This is a genomic window from Bacillus sp. FSL L8-0193, assembly GCF_037976065.1.
Taxonomy (GTDB): domain Bacteria; phylum Bacillota; class Bacilli; order Bacillales; family Bacillaceae; genus Bacillus; species Bacillus paralicheniformis.
Genome location: NZ_CP150261.1, coordinates 3,708,901 through 3,723,226, shown reverse-complemented (window position 1 = coordinate 3,723,226; position 14,326 = coordinate 3,708,901). Strand labels below are relative to the sequence as shown.

15 protein-coding genes are annotated in these 14,326 nt (G+C 44.9%); 14 read left to right on the top strand and 1 reads right to left on the bottom strand.

The genetic code is table 11. The features are described 5' to 3' along the window. Positions 1–55 precede the first annotated feature (55 nt). Positions 56–439, bottom strand: a complete 384-nt coding sequence (locus MHH76_RS18780) for a hypothetical protein (RefSeq protein ID WP_043054490.1) — start codon at positions 437–439, stop codon at positions 56–58. Positions 440–709: 270 nt separating this feature from the next. Between MHH76_RS18780 and flaG the strand changes: the two genes are divergently transcribed. The 14 genes from flaG (at position 710) to MHH76_RS18710 (ending at position 14,251) form a co-directional block, all read left to right on the top strand. Then, the gene (gene flaG / locus MHH76_RS18775) at positions 710–1,051 is read left to right on the top strand and encodes a flagellar protein FlaG (protein ID WP_043054489.1); all 342 of its coding nucleotides are present in this window, start codon (positions 710–712) and stop codon (positions 1,049–1,051) included. Between the two features lie 18 nt (positions 1,052–1,069). Then, entirely contained in the window at positions 1,070–2,551 is a 1,482-nt protein-coding gene (locus MHH76_RS18770; protein ID WP_020453104.1) for a flagellar hook-associated protein 2, read from the top strand. A 21-nt stretch (positions 2,552–2,572) separates the two neighbouring features. Next, on the top strand, positions 2,573–2,974 hold the full coding sequence (fliS, locus tag MHH76_RS18765; RefSeq protein ID WP_020453103.1) for a flagellar export chaperone FliS: 402 nt from the start codon (positions 2,573–2,575) through the stop codon (positions 2,972–2,974). Continuing rightward, positions 2,974–3,315 (top strand): flagellar protein FliT, encoded by a 342-nt coding sequence (locus MHH76_RS18760; protein WP_020453102.1) that lies wholly within the window; start codon positions 2,974–2,976, stop codon positions 3,313–3,315. Before fliS ends, MHH76_RS18760 begins: the two co-directional genes overlap by 1 nt. A 9-nt stretch (positions 3,316–3,324) precedes the next feature. Next, positions 3,325–3,702, top strand: a complete 378-nt coding sequence (locus MHH76_RS18755; RefSeq protein WP_020453101.1) for a hypothetical protein — start codon at positions 3,325–3,327, stop codon at positions 3,700–3,702. Positions 3,703–3,933: 231 nt separating this feature from the next. After that, entirely contained in the window at positions 3,934–4,494 is a 561-nt protein-coding gene (gene raiA / locus MHH76_RS18750; RefSeq protein ID WP_020453100.1) for a ribosome-associated translation inhibitor RaiA, read from the top strand. Between the two features lie 160 nt (positions 4,495–4,654). Next, on the top strand, positions 4,655–7,180 hold the full coding sequence (gene secA / locus MHH76_RS18745; RefSeq protein WP_020453099.1) for a preprotein translocase subunit SecA: 2,526 nt from the start codon (positions 4,655–4,657) through the stop codon (positions 7,178–7,180). 62 nt (positions 7,181–7,242) lie between these two features. Next, a protein-coding gene (prfB, locus tag MHH76_RS18740; protein WP_096748347.1) for a peptide chain release factor 2 occupies positions 7,243–8,344 on the top strand; the annotation gives its coding sequence in 2 pieces (ribosomal slippage) (positions 7,243–7,314 and positions 7,316–8,344; 1,101 coding nt in all). Positions 8,345–8,552: 208 nt separating this feature from the next. Further along, complete coding sequence (locus MHH76_RS18735) at positions 8,553–9,401, top strand: YitT family protein (protein WP_023856378.1); 849 nt, start codon at positions 8,553–8,555, stop codon at positions 9,399–9,401. A 48-nt stretch (positions 9,402–9,449) separates the two neighbouring features. Further along, positions 9,450–9,776 carry a cytochrome c551 gene (cccB, locus tag MHH76_RS18730; protein ID WP_020453096.1) on the top strand — a complete coding sequence of 109 codons (327 nt, stop codon included), beginning with the start codon at positions 9,450–9,452 and terminating at the stop codon, positions 9,774–9,776. Between the two features lie 349 nt (positions 9,777–10,125). Continuing rightward, on the top strand, positions 10,126–10,812 hold the full coding sequence (gene ftsE, locus MHH76_RS18725) for a cell division ATP-binding protein FtsE (RefSeq protein ID WP_003185670.1): 687 nt from the start codon (positions 10,126–10,128) through the stop codon (positions 10,810–10,812). Continuing rightward, positions 10,805–11,695: a permease-like cell division protein FtsX gene (ftsX, locus tag MHH76_RS18720; protein WP_020453095.1), complete on the top strand. Its 891-nt coding sequence runs from the start codon at positions 10,805–10,807 to the stop codon at positions 11,693–11,695. Before ftsE ends, ftsX begins: the two co-directional genes overlap by 8 nt. Before the next feature lie 92 nt (positions 11,696–11,787). Continuing rightward, positions 11,788–13,038 carry a M23 family metallopeptidase gene (locus MHH76_RS18715; RefSeq protein ID WP_020453094.1) on the top strand — a complete coding sequence of 417 codons (1,251 nt, stop codon included), beginning with the start codon at positions 11,788–11,790 and terminating at the stop codon, positions 13,036–13,038. A 154-nt stretch (positions 13,039–13,192) separates the two neighbouring features. Next, the gene (locus MHH76_RS18710; RefSeq protein ID WP_020453093.1) at positions 13,193–14,251 is read left to right on the top strand and encodes a tartrate dehydrogenase; all 1,059 of its coding nucleotides are present in this window, start codon (positions 13,193–13,195) and stop codon (positions 14,249–14,251) included. Positions 14,252–14,326 lie beyond the last annotated feature (75 nt).

The window sequence follows — 14,326 nt, the reverse complement described above, 5'->3', positions numbered from 1 at the left end:
TTAGATAAGAGATATTCAATTATTGATCTTAGAGTGTCTCAATATAGAATGTCTATTAATTAGAGAATTCGCTAATAATAAGTGTTCTTGTACCACTTAGTGCAGAATTCTTCCCTTTTATATAGTAGAGGAGATCTGGATCTGTATAAACTGTCTGAATTTCTTGTTGTAGCGAGTAATCTACACTGGAAGAGGCAACTAATTTATTTCTTCCATCTGGAGTAATTTCATAAAGTGAACATGTACCACCGCCTAAACGTGTTGCATTATAAAATCTGCACCGGAAATCCCCCTCCCCAACGCCATGAAAAATATCAGCGCTTTGGCGAATTTCACCAGGGTATACAGCTACTCGAGCTAATACTGCTGCCTTCGAAGATGAGTAAAAACCAAATGACAATACAAAGGCTAGTGCCAGCGACACAAATATTTTTTTCATGAACAAATCCCCTTTCTTGTAGATATTGTCAGTTCAATTATAACATTATAATAAATAACAAATTTGAATATTTATTGAAAGATATTTTCGTATCCAAAAGGATTTTATAATGGCTATCATAAGGAAGTTCTATCATGGTCTTACTCTTAAAATATACTGTGAGTGGCTAGTTTCTATCTACCTTGATTAATTTTTTTCCATAAAGATGTTTAATCTCATTCTCCCTTAGCCGATATAAGTTTTAGATCATAGCATAGGGGATGGTAAAAATTGTCGATCAATAGATTGTCATCTTTAGAACCCATTATTGATGCTTACAAAACGCAGATGATGAATAAACAGTCTGAAGCTGTAGAACGTCCGCAGCAGACGGACGCTGCAGAATTTACATTTGCTCAGCTTGAAAAAACGGTACAAGGCGCAAACAATCTTTTGGAGCCGTCTCAAGTCCACCTTCAGTTTGTGCTTCACGAAAAATTGGGAGAGTATTATGTGAAGGTCGTGGACAATCGGACGGAGGAAGTCGTACGCGAGATCCCGCCAAAGGAGTGGCTCGATTTTTATGCGGCGATGGCGGAGTTTATGGGATTAATTGTCGATCAAACTACATAGAACAGGAGTGTACAAGGTATGGTAATGAGGATATCTGGTTTAGCTTCAGGAATGGATATTGATGAGATTATCAGTAAATTAATGAAGACGGAGAGAGTTCCGCTTGATAAGCTCACGCAAAAGAAACAGACTTTGGAATGGCAGCGCGACAGCTATCGTGAAATCAATACAAAAATTAAAGATTTGCAGGAATCAATCAACCTTATGCTCCGTCCCAGCACGTACGGCGCGAAAAAGGTGACAAGCTCTAACGAGTCGGCTGTTACGGCAACAGGCACCACGAATGCGGCATCAGGCACGATTCAAATCAACAAGCTGGCAACTGCGGCCACCTATAAATCTTCCAGCCTTTCAGGGTATACAGGGAGCGATCAAACGCTAACTTTCCAAGTGACAGCTCCTGGAGAAACGACTGCAAAAAAAGTTGAAATCAGTGTCAGCAGCACGGATACGCTGGATGACATCGTTTCCAAAATCAACAAATCAAACTTGGGCGTAACCGCTATGAAAGAAAAGATTTATAACGGTTCTGAATATGTGGAAACGATCGCTTTCACATCAAAAGCAACCGGCGCAGGGGGCAGCATACAGGCAGCTGATGATGCGACGGCGAACTTTATGTCTAATCAACTCGGTTTTGCGCTTGACGCAGACAACAAGCTGACAGCCAGTCTAGCCGGTCAAAATGCCGAAGTTATCATCAACGGGTTGCAGATTGAGAAGACAACGAACAACTTTACCGTTAATAATGTGACATATCAGCTGAAGAATACGACAAACAGCCCCGTTTCGATAGATGTATCTACTGATGTGGACGGTATATACGAAAAGATTAAAGATTTTGTTACACAGTACAATGAATTGATCGATATGGTCAACGGAAAGCTCACGGAAAAGAAATACCGCGACTATACGCCGCTGACAGAAGAACAGAAAAAAGATATGACGGAAAAGCAAATTGAGCTATGGGAAGAAAAAGCGAAAAGCGGATTGTTAAGGGGCGACACGATTTTAAGCGGCGCCACCAACCAAATGCGGACTGATTTTTACGCTAATGTATCTGCTAATGGAGAATCGCTGCAACTTACCCAGTTTGGAATTTCTACTTCAAGCGTTTACAGTCAGCGCGGTCATTTAGAGATAAACGAAAAAAAACTGAGAGAAAAGATCGCAGAGGACCCCGACAGTGTGGCTAACCTTTTTATGGCGGGAACTAGCAGTACTGAAAACTATAATGAAAAAGGGATATTGAGGCGGATTCAGTCTGTTTTAACTGATACGAAGAAACAGATTGAAGATAAAGCGGGAAATTCATCAATGGCAAACAATCAATTCTTGATTGGGAAAAACTTAAATACAGTTGAAACCGATATTTCGTCCATGAATAACCGCCTGAAACAAATCGAAAATCGCTATTACACAAAATTCACGGCGATGGAAAAAGCAATTCAAAAAATGAATGAACAATCAACATATTTGGCGCAATTGCTTGGACAATAATCGTAGTTTGGAGGATCAAGAATGGCTTTAAACAACCCGTATGCAGCTTATCAGCAAAATTCAATCAACACGGCGACCCCTGGAGAATTGACGCTTATGCTATTTGATGGCTGCCTTAAATTTATGAAGCTGGCGAAACAGGCGATTGAACAAGAGGATATGGAAACGAAAAATACGAACCTTGTTAAAGCTCAAAAGATTATTCAGGAGCTCAATATCACTCTTGACCGGAAAGTCGAATTGGCCGCATCAATGGGGGCAATGTACGAGTATATCCACCGCCGCCTGGTTGAAGCCAACATTCGCAATGACAAAGATATCGTGACGGAAGTCGAAGGGTATGTTAAAGATTTACGCGATGCCTGGAAGCAAGCGCTTCAAATCGAACGGCAGGGCCGGTTCGGATCGGGCGGGCTGGCATAATGGAAAAGATTGAGCTGCTGTACAGCGAAACAAAACATATGCTCGCTCAAATAAAAGACGCCCCGGAAAGTGATGAGCTGGTTCAGGCAATCGAAGCTTTTCTTGAAAAACGCGATGGCTTGATCAAGGAGATCAAGCCGCCTCTTTCTGAGACAGAAAAGCAGCAGCTGCGGCAAGTGACGGATATGGAGCCATTGCTCATGGCCGAACTGAAAAGGCTGCAGCAGGCTGTCAAACATGAGCTGCTTCAGGCGAAGCAGAAGCGAGCCATGCATCATTCCTATATCAATCCGTACGCCAACATGACGATTGACGGCACATATTATGACAAGCGCAAATAGGTGATCGCTTTGACAAGCACCGACGATTACATGCTCTTAACGACTTATTATCAGCTTTTGTTTACGATTGAAGAGGGGTTTTGCTATTTAATAGAAGCGAATCAAGATTTGGCGAAGACAGAAGGAGAGCGGATTTTTAACGATTTAATCTATGCTTTTTTTCAGTTGGATTCGTCGCACGCTGTATTGCTGTCGATTTTGGAGACAAGCTGTGCCAAATCTTCGATTCGTTTTTTTGACAGAGTCTTCCGTGAGTTTGACAGTCTGATTTATTACAATTATCCGTCTGCTGAATTTCAGCATGACTTAACCCATCATTTTTTACCGCTTTATCGGGAATGGATGAAAACGATCCACCAATGCATGAGACCTTACGTTATCCATTGACGGCATACACCTGACAGGTGTATGCCATATTTTTTAAAAAGCAAAAATGGCGTTCTGATTTTATTCGCATGTGAATATATTTAAGATTTAATAAAGGGGTTCAAATGACAGGAGACAATCTTCGTCAAAATTCACGGATTTTTCACATAATTTTTACGTTTATGCAGGAATTCAGCAGGGAAAAGACGAAATGTATTTACATATCCTTAATATAAAGGAGGCGTTCTTTTGATGGAGTACAACGTCAGAGGAGAAAACATTGAGGTAACACCAGCGTTAAGAGAACACGTCGTGAAGAAAATTGGAAAGCTTGAGCGTTATTTTGAAAATAACGTTGATGCGATTGTTCACGTCAACTTGAAATTCTACAACGATCAGGAATCTAAGGTGGAAGTGACAATTCCAATGACAGACCTCTCTCTCCGTGCGGAAGTTCACCACGAAGATATGTACAATGCAATCGATCTCGCAACGAACAAACTGGAACGTCAAATTCGCAAGCACAAAACAAAAGTGAACCGGAAATTCCGCGAAAAAGGTTCTCCGAAGTATGTTTTTGCCGAAGAAAACGGCATCGGAACGGCCGTGCAGGATGACGCTGAGGATGAACAGCCGCAGGTTGTCCGTCAAAAACGCTTTAATTTAAAACCGATGGATAATGAAGAAGCGATTTTACAAATGAATATGCTTGGACACAGCTTCTTTGTATTCACGAACGCCGAAACCAATCTGACCAATGTGGTCTACCGAAGAAACGACGGAAAATACGGTTTGATCGAACCGAACGAATAAATATATCAAGTCCCCTCCCGGATCTTCCGCAGAGGGGATTTTTTCCGTTTCCCCGCGGTAAATTGTTTGGAAATGACAAAAGGTATGATATGATATTGCATATATAAAAATTACTGTTTACTCATACTTAAACAAGGAAAATAAAGAGGAGCGTTATTCTATGCTTGGAATTTTAAATAAAGTGTTTGATCCGACAAAACGCACGCTCAGCCGTTATGAAAAGAAAGCGAACGAGATTGATGCGCTCAAGGCAGATATAGAGAGGCTTTCAGACGAAGCTTTGAAACAAAAGACAATCGAGTTCAAAGAGCGCCTTGAAAAAGGCGAAACAGTTGACGACCTTTTGACTGAAGCGTTTGCCGTTGTCAGGGAAGCTTCCCGGCGCGTGACAGGCATGTTCCCGTTTAAGGTTCAGCTGATGGGAGGCGTTGCCCTTCATGAAGGGAATATCGCCGAAATGAAAACGGGGGAAGGTAAAACGCTGACGTCCACAATGCCCGTTTATTTGAACGCTTTGTCAGGGAAAGGCGTTCACATCGTGACGGTCAACGAATACCTGGCGAGCCGCGATGCTGAAGAGATGGGAAAAATCTATGAATTTCTCGGGCTGACAGTCGGCTTAAACCTGAACAGCCTTTCAAAAGACGAGAAGCGTGAAGCCTATGCAGCCGATATTACGTACTCTACGAATAATGAGCTTGGCTTTGACTACTTGCGCGACAACATGGTGCTTTATAAAGAGCAGATGGTTCAGCGTCCGCTTCATTTTGCAGTCATCGATGAAGTCGACTCGATTTTGATCGATGAAGCAAGAACGCCGCTCATCATTTCTGGACAAGCGGCCAAATCCACAAAGCTGTACGTTCAGGCCAATGCGTTTGTCCGCACGTTAAAAGTGGATCAGGACTACACATACGATGTGAAAACAAAAGGCGTTCAGCTGACTGAAGAAGGGATGACAAAAGCCGAAAAGGCATTTGGCATCGAAAACTTGTTTGATGTCCGCCATGTCGCCTTAAACCATCATATTGCCCAGGCGCTTAAAGCCCATGCGGCGATGCATAAAGACGTCGATTACGTCGTCGAAGACGGCCAGGTCGTTATCGTCGACTCTTTCACAGGCCGTCTGATGAAAGGCCGCCGCTACAGCGATGGGCTCCACCAGGCCATTGAAGCGAAGGAAGGGCTTGAGATCCAAAATGAGAGCATGACGCTCGCGACGATCACCTTCCAGAACTATTTCCGCATGTATGAAAAATTGGCAGGGATGACGGGTACGGCAAAAACGGAAGAAGAAGAATTCCGCAACATCTACAACATGCAGGTTGTAACGATTCCGACCAACAAGCCGATCGCCCGTGATGACCGCCCGGATTTAATTTACCGGACCATGGAAGGAAAATTTAAAGCTGTTGCAGAGGATGTCGCCCAGCGCTATATGGTCGGTCAGCCGGTTCTTGTCGGTACAGTTGCGGTTGAAACATCTGAATTGATTTCAAAGCTGCTTAAAAATAAAGGCATTCCGCATCAGGTGTTAAACGCGAAAAACCACGAGCGGGAAGCCCAGATTATCGAAGATGCCGGGCAAAAAGGCGCGGTCACCATCGCGACCAACATGGCGGGACGTGGTACGGACATCAAGCTTGGCGAAGGTGTAAAAGAGCTTGGCGGACTGGCCGTTATCGGTACAGAGCGCCATGAATCACGGCGGATTGACAACCAGCTGCGCGGACGTTCAGGCCGTCAGGGGGACCCTGGTATCACCCAATTTTATCTTTCCATGGAAGATGAATTAATGAAACGCTTCGGTGCAGAACGGACGATGGCGATGCTTGACCGCTTCGGAATGGACGATTCGACGCCGATTCAGAGCAAGATGGTTTCAAGAGCGGTCGAATCTTCACAGAAGCGTGTGGAAGGCAACAACTTTGATGCCCGTAAGCAGCTTCTGCAATACGATGACGTGCTCCGCCAGCAGCGTGAGGTCATCTATAAACAGCGCTTTGAGGTCATCGATTCCGACAACCTCCGCTCCATCGTCGAAAATATGATTAAAGCTTCACTTGAGAGGGCTGTTGCTTCATACACGCCAAAGGAAGATCTGCCTGAAGAGTGGAATCTTGAAGGCCTTGTCGAGCTTGTAAATGCGAATTTCCTTGATGAGGGCGGAGTGGAGAAAAGCGACATTTTCGGAAAAGAGCCTGAGGAGATTACAGAGCTCATTTATGACAGGATCAAGACGAAATACGATGAGAAAGAAGAGCGGTACGGCTCTGAACAAATGCGCGAATTTGAGAAAGTCATCGTTCTCCGCGAAGTGGATACGAAATGGATGGATCACATCGATGCGATGGATCAGCTGCGTCAAGGAATTCATCTGCGCGCTTACGCTCAGACAAACCCGCTTCGCGAGTATCAAATGGAAGGCTTTGCAATGTTTGAAAACATGATCGCGGCCATCGAAGATGATGTAGCCAAATTCGTCATGAAGGCTGAAATTGAAAACAACCTTGAGCGCGAAGAGGTCATTCAAGGACAGACGACAGCCCATCAGCCGAAAGAAGGCGATGAGGAAAAACAAGCGAAGAAAAAACCGGTCCGCAAAGCGGTGGATATCGGACGCAATGATCCTTGCTACTGCGGGAGCGGAAAAAAATATAAAAACTGCTGCGGAAGAACAGAATAAAAAGAGGTGCACGCCTCTTTTTATTTTGAACAGGCTGAAATCTATGATGAGGTGAAAGAATAATGGAATTGGCAGAAATCAGACAGGAACTTGAAAATATGGCTACTCGATTAGCGGACTTCAGGGGGTCTCTTTGACCTCGAAACAAAGGAAGCAAGAATCAGCGAATTAGACGAGCAGATGGCTGACCCTGACTTTTGGGGAGATCAGCAGAAAGCGCAGACGATCATTAATGAAGCGAATGCGTTAAAAGATTATGTCAACACGTATAACAAGTTGAGCGAATCTCATGAAGAACTGCAAATGACACACGATCTTTTAAAAGAAGATCCTGACCAAGACCTGCAAAATGAACTGGTCAGCGAGCTGAAAAGCTTAACAAAGCAATTTAACGAATTTGAGCTGCAGCTATTGTTAAGCGAGCCGTATGATAAAAACAATGCGATCCTTGAGCTTCACCCGGGAGCCGGCGGCACCGAATCACAGGATTGGGGTTCAATGCTTCTCAGAATGTACACCAGGTGGGCAGAGCGCCGCGGATTTAAGGTGGAAACCCTTGATTACCTCCCAGGGGATGAAGCAGGAATCAAGTCTGTTACTCTCCTGATCAAAGGACACAATGCCTACGGCTATTTAAAAGCCGAGAAAGGCGTACACAGGCTCGTCAGAATTTCTCCGTTCGACTCATCAGGGCGCAGGCACACGTCGTTTGTGTCTTGTGATGTCATGCCTGAATTCAACGAAGAAATCGACATTGAGATCCGTACGGAAGATATTAAAGTCGATACGTACAGGGCAAGCGGCGCCGGCGGGCAGCATGTCAATACGACAGACTCCGCCGTCAGGATCACCCACCTGCCGACAGGCGTCATCGTCACTTGCCAAACGGAGCGCTCACAAATTAAAAACCGCGAACGTGCCATGAAAATGCTGAAGTCGAAGCTGTATCAGCGCAGAATCGAAGAGCAGCAGGCACAGCTTGACGAAATTCGCGGCGAACAAAAAGAAATCGGCTGGGGAAGCCAGATCCGCTCATACGTTTTCCATCCGTATTCCCTAGTGAAGGATCATAGAACGAACACGGAAATGGGGAACGTGCAGGCGGTTATGGACGGAGACATTGACTCTTTCATCGACGCATATTTGCGTTCAAAGCTTTCCTAAATTGGAGAAAGACACATCCATATTGTGAGATGTGTCTTTTTTTTTGCGGGTAAATCCGCCTGGATATGTTCAGCCTAAGCCGTAAGAAGCTTTGTCCCTCTGCCGCTTTATCCGATTAATACGTTATTTGGCTGTTATTTACTTACAATAAGCTAAATGCTATACTCTCGATTGGTAACGAATCGTGCGGAGGATGACAGATATGAATATGGATAAAACGAGACATCAATTGTTTGCGGTGTTGCGTGACTACGGCTATATCCTGTTTGGATCAGCTGTCGTCGCTATGACATTTAATATGTTTCTGCTTCCCAACCGGATTGCAGCCGGCGGAGTCAGCGGCATCAGCACCATTTTGCAATCATTCGGCTTTGAAGCTGCCTATGTGCAATGGGCATTTAATATTCCTTTATTTATTGCCGGGATTCTCATACTCGGAGGAAAATTCGGCATTAAAACGCTTGTCGGGTCTGTTTTTCTCCCCTTTATCGTATATATGACACGGGACATTGCTCCGGCGACAGAGAATCCGCTCTTAGCCGCCATTTTCGGCGGTGTCGGCATCGGAGTTGGTATCGGGATGGTCTTTCTCGGAAGGGGTTCTACAGGCGGGACTGCGCTGGCTGCGCAAATCATTCATAAGTACACCGGGCTTTCGCAAGGCAAATGTTTGGCGCTGATCGACGGAACGATCGTCCTGTCGGCGATGTTTGTTTTTAACATCGAACAGGGACTGTATGCTATGCTTGGCGTTTATATATCAAGCAAAACCATCGATGTTATCCAGGTCGGGCTGAACCGTTCCAAAATGGCGATGATCATTACCAACCGGGAAGAGGAAGTTCGACATGCGGTACTGAATAAAATTGACAGAGGGATTACGAAAATATCAGCGGTCGGAGGCTATACAGATGATGAGCGGCCCATTTTGATGTGCGTGGTCGGCCAGACCGAGTTCACAAAGCTGAAACAACTCGTGAAACACATTGATGAGTCTGCATTTGTCATTGCGATGGATGCTTCAGAGGTGCTTGGCGAGGGTTTTAAACGCGCGTAATCGAGGTTATAATAAAGGTTGACTTGTTAAAGGAGCTGACTTAAAAAAATGAAAATGAAGCTGTTTACTCTGTTTATGGCTGTTTCTTTTGTGCTGGCTGCCTGCGGGGGCAATAACAATGAAAGCAAAGAGAAAAACACAGGCGGGCAAGCAACTGCAACGGACGGGGAAGAGATTTACCAGCAAAACTGCACAGGCTGCCATGGTAAGGATTTGTCCGGCGGTTCCGCCCCGAGCTTGAAAGAAGTTGGCGGCAAGTATAAGGAAAGCGAAATTAAAGACATTGTAGTCAACGGCCGCGGCGGAATGCCTGGCAATCTTGTAGACGAAAAAGAAGCTGAAGCGGTCGCGAAGTGGCTTTCAGAGAAAAAATAAGAATGCCTTGCCGGTCAGGAGGCGAAGAGAACCTTCTTCACATTCGGGTGAAAAAGGTTCTTTTTTTGTTGAAAAGGCCTTTATACCTATTAAAGAACGAAAAAAACAAGTTCTTTTATCTCAGAAAAGGCCCAAAGTACAAATTTTTTGTCTGATTTTGCGTTTTTCCTATAACTTATGTCGGCATTGAAACAAAACTGTAATATCATTTTGTCTAATCTTGACGTATAATGGGTGTTGTTGAAAAAGGGCTTGGATCAATACCGTTTACCGTGAATTTAGCAGGACACAAAACGACATGTCCTTTCGAAGAGTATGACCGTATAAACATAGAAGATTAGGTGATTACATGATCGAAATAAAAGATGTATATAAGACTTATTCCAACGGGGTCTCGGCGCTGAACGGAATAAGCATCTCTATATATCCCGGGGAATTTGTTTATGTTGTAGGACCGAGCGGAGCAGGAAAATCAACCTTCATTAAAATGATTTACCGCGAAGAAAAGCCTTCCAAAGGGAAGATTGTCATAAACAATAAAAATTTGGCGCAGCTCAAAGAAAAAGAGATTCCTTTTATCAGAAGGAAAATCGGCGTTGTATTCCAGGACTTTAAACTGCTGCCAAAGCTGACGGTGTTTGAAAATGTTGCATTTGCTTTAGAGGTCATCGGGGAGCGTCCAGAGGTGATCAGAAAAAAAGTGCTTGAAGTGCTTGATCTTGTCCAGCTGAAGCACAAAGCAAGGCAATTCCCTGATCAGCTGTCCGGGGGAGAACAGCAACGGGTTTCAATTGCACGGTCAATCGTCAACGACCCTGATGTCGTGATCGCTGACGAGCCGACGGGAAACCTTGACCCTGAGACGTCTTGGGAAATCATGAAGACGCTCGAGGAGATCAACAACCGCGGAACAACAGTCGTTATGGCGACTCATAACAAAGAAATCGTAAACACCATGAAGAAACGGGTCATCGCAATCGAAGACGGGGTCATTGTGCGTGATGAAGCTAGAGGGGAGTATGGTTCTTATGATTAGAACTCTCGGACGGCATTTGCGCGAGAGCTTAAAATCTCTCGGGAGAAACGCGTGGATGACTTTCGCATCCATCAGTGCTGTAACAGTTACACTTATCTTGGTCGGCGTGTTCATGGTCATCATGCTGAACGTATACAATATGACATTAAAAGCCGAACAGGAAGTCGAAGTCAAAGTGCTTGTTGACTTGACGGCCAACCAGGACCAAAAAAATACATTGGAAAAAGAAATTAAACAAATACCGGAAATCAGCAGTGTCAAATATTCATCTAAAGATGAAGAGCTGAAAAACCTGAAAGACAGCTTTGGCGAAGACGGGAAATTCTTTGCAATGTTCGAGCAGGAAAACCCGCTGAACGATGCATTTGTCGTAAAAACAAAAGACCCTCAAGACACACCGAAAGCTGCCAAGAAGCTTGAGAAGCTGACCAACGTCTATAAGGTGACATACGGGCAGGAGCAGGTAGACCGCCTGTTTAAAATCAGCGGTGTCACCAAAGTAATCGGGATTGCATTGGTTGTCGGCCTGCTGTTTACGGCGATGTTTTTAATCTCTAATACGATCAAAATCACGATTTTTGCAAGACGCAAAGAAATCGAGATTATGAAACTTGTAGGCGCGACAAACTGGTTCATTCGCTGGCCGTTCTTCATTGAAGGTCTGCTCTTAGGCGTATGCGGTTCTATCATTCCGATCGCTATTTTGCTCGGAACGTATCATCATGCCGTTAAGTGGATCGCTCCGAAAGTTCAGGGCACATTCATACAGCTCTTGCCGTACAATCCGTTCGTCTTCCAAATTTCAGCGATCCTTGTGCTGATCGGAGCCGTTATCGGTGTATGGGGAAGCTTGATGTCGATTCGCAAATTCTTAAAAGTTTAAACCGGCGCTCTCGCCGGTTGTATCATGTTTAAAGCTGGGATGCCTGCAAAGCGCCGGGCTCCCTTGATTCTGAAGGCAAGGAGGAACCAAGGTTGAAAAGAAAGCTTATGACGCTGGGGCTGACCGCTGTGCTCGGATCGTCGGCAGTGCTGATCCCCCTAAAAAGCAACCATGCTTTAGCTTATGAAGACTTGGAGAAAGAAAAGAGCGACGTTCAAAGCAAGAAATCTGAAAACGAGTCAAAACTCGAGAAAAAGAAACAGGAGCTTTCAAAGCTTGAATCAAAAGAAGCAGGCCTGAAAAGCGAGATCGAGAAAATCGACCGTCAGATGACGAACACGAATGAAAAGCTGGAAAAGAAAAACGAAGAAATCGACCAAACAAAGAAAAGCATTGAAGAGCTGAAAAAGCAAATCAAAAAGCTTAAAGAAAAGATTGAAAAACGCAATAAAATATTGAAAGACCGGGTTCGCTCCATGCAGGAAAACGGCGGTTCCGTTCAATACATAGATGTGCTTCTCGGCTCGAAAAGCTTTGGGGATTTCATCAGCCGTGCGGGTGCGGTTTCGACAATTGTCGAAGCTGATAAAGACCTGATGGAAGAGCAAAAGCGCGATCTTCAGCTTGTTGAGGAAAAGGAGACAAAGCTGAGCAAGGATCTTGAAAGCCTTGAAAAAGCGCTCAAAGACCTGGAAGATTTAAAAAAGACGCTCGACAAGCAGCAAAAAGAGAAAGCAAACGTCATGAAAAAAGTGAAGCAAGATAAAGATCATGCGCATGAAGAACTTGGTTCACTCGAAAATGAAGCAGAAATTTTAAAGCGTCAGGATGAAGCGATCAAAGCTGAAGAGGCGCATCGGAAAAAGCAGGAAGCTGAAGCGAGCCGCCGGGCTTCAAGCGGCCAATCGGAAGCCTCTTCTTCTAAACCGTCGGCACCAAGCAGCTCAGGCTTTATCCGTCCTGCTTCCGGCACATTTACTTCCGGGTTCGGAAATCGTTCGCTCGGGAATCACTTCGGCGTAGATATCGCCAAGCGCGGTTCAGGTGTTCCGATTCATGCGGCAGCCGCCGGAACGGTCTATAACGCCCATTACTCGTCCAGCTACGGCAATGTTGTGTTTATTACCCATAATATCAACGGGCAAACATATCAGACGGTCTACGCTCACATGTCTTCGATTAAAGTGCAGACAGGCCAGCGTGTTGAACAGGGACAAGTGATCGGAACGATGGGAAATACAGGCCAATCCTACGGGCAGCATCTTCACTTTGAAATTCATAAAGGCCTTTGGAACAACGCGAAATCCAATGCTGTTGACCCGGCCAATTATATACCGCTTTAAAAATGAAAGCCGATTCGTCCGGAAATGGACCGAATCGGCTTTTTGTTATTCAAATCGAGATGCTTCAAAATTTGTTCTTGTCAGAAAATAACACAAGGTATAGAATGAAAGTGACACCTGTCGACAGTCGACTATTTGAATAGGGGATGATCTAATGAAAGTATTCAACATTGCCAGCATACCCGGTGACGGAGTAGGAAAAGAAGTCGTACCTGCTGCACAGCGAGTTTTGAAAGCGGTTTCTGATGTTCACGGAGGACTCTCATTTCGGTTTACGGAGTTTCCATACAGCTGCGAGTATTATTTGGAACACGGGGAAATGATGCCCGATGACGGTATGGAGCAGCTGAAAGAGTTCGACAGCATCTTCCTTGGAGCGGTAGGAAACAGCAAGCTTGTCCCCGACCATATTTCCCTATGGGGGCTGCTCATTAAAATCCGCCGCGAATTTGAACAGGTCATCAATGTTAGACCTGCGAAATATTTGCAAGGAATCAAGTCTCCGCTGGCCAATCCAAAAGATTTCGATCTTCTTGTCGTCAGGGAAAACAGTGAAGGGGAATACAGCTCGATCGGAGGCAGAATCTTCAGAGATGAAGATGAAATCGCCATCCAAAATGCCGTTTTTTCAAGAAAAGGGGCGGAGAGGGCGATGCGCTTTGCATTTGAGTTGGCGGCTAAACGGAAAAAGCATGTCACAAGCGCAACAAAATCGAACGGAATCGTATATTCAATGCCTTTTTGGGATGAAGTCTTTGCGAACACGGCAAAAGACTACCCTGGCATTACCGCTGATTCGCAGCACATTGACGCGCTGTCGGCCTTTTTTGTAACGAAGCCGGAGAAGCTTGACGTCATTGTTGCCAGCAACTTATTCGGTGATATTTTGACCGATATCGGGGCGGCGATTATGGGGAGTATAGGCGTGGCGCCGGCCGCCAATATCAATGTAAACGGCAAATATCCGTCCATGTTTGAGCCTGTGCACGGCTCTGCCCCGGATATTATCGGCAAAGGAATTGCAAACCCGATCGGCCAAATTTGGACGGCTAAAATGATGCTTGATCATTTTGGAGAAGAAGAACTCGGTGCCAGATTGCTTGACGTGATCGAAGACGTTCTAAAAAGCGGTTACTTGACGCCTGATATCGGCGGTTCAAGTACGACGGATGAAGTGACAGAAGAAATCATCAAGCGTGTGAAGACTATATAAGCAAAAGCTGCCGGCAATCCGGCAGTTTTTTTGCTGTGAATGGAAAATCGATTACATGATACGGGCGGTTTTTGC

Coding starts and splice junctions, on each gene's coding strand:
- ftsE (WP_003185670.1), top strand. CDS start 10,126: ATGATCGAAATAAAAGATGTATATAAGACTTATTCCAACGGGGTCTCG.
- ftsX (WP_020453095.1), top strand. CDS start 10,805: ATGATTAGAACTCTCGGACGGCATTTGCGCGAGAGCTTAAAATCTCTC.
- MHH76_RS18760 (WP_020453102.1), top strand. CDS start 2,974: ATGGAAAAGATTGAGCTGCTGTACAGCGAAACAAAACATATGCTCGCT.
- MHH76_RS18710 (WP_020453093.1), top strand. CDS start 13,193: ATGAAAGTATTCAACATTGCCAGCATACCCGGTGACGGAGTAGGAAAA.
- raiA (WP_020453100.1), top strand. CDS start 3,934: ATGGAGTACAACGTCAGAGGAGAAAACATTGAGGTAACACCAGCGTTA.
- fliS (WP_020453103.1), top strand. CDS start 2,573: ATGGCTTTAAACAACCCGTATGCAGCTTATCAGCAAAATTCAATCAAC.
- MHH76_RS18735 (WP_023856378.1), top strand. CDS start 8,553: ATGGATAAAACGAGACATCAATTGTTTGCGGTGTTGCGTGACTACGGC.
- cccB (WP_020453096.1), top strand. CDS start 9,450: ATGAAAATGAAGCTGTTTACTCTGTTTATGGCTGTTTCTTTTGTGCTG.
- secA (WP_020453099.1), top strand. CDS start 4,655: ATGCTTGGAATTTTAAATAAAGTGTTTGATCCGACAAAACGCACGCTC.
- MHH76_RS18780 (WP_043054490.1), bottom strand. CDS start 439: ATGAAAAAAATATTTGTGTCGCTGGCACTAGCCTTTGTATTGTCATTT.
- MHH76_RS18770 (WP_020453104.1), top strand. CDS start 1,070: ATGGTAATGAGGATATCTGGTTTAGCTTCAGGAATGGATATTGATGAG.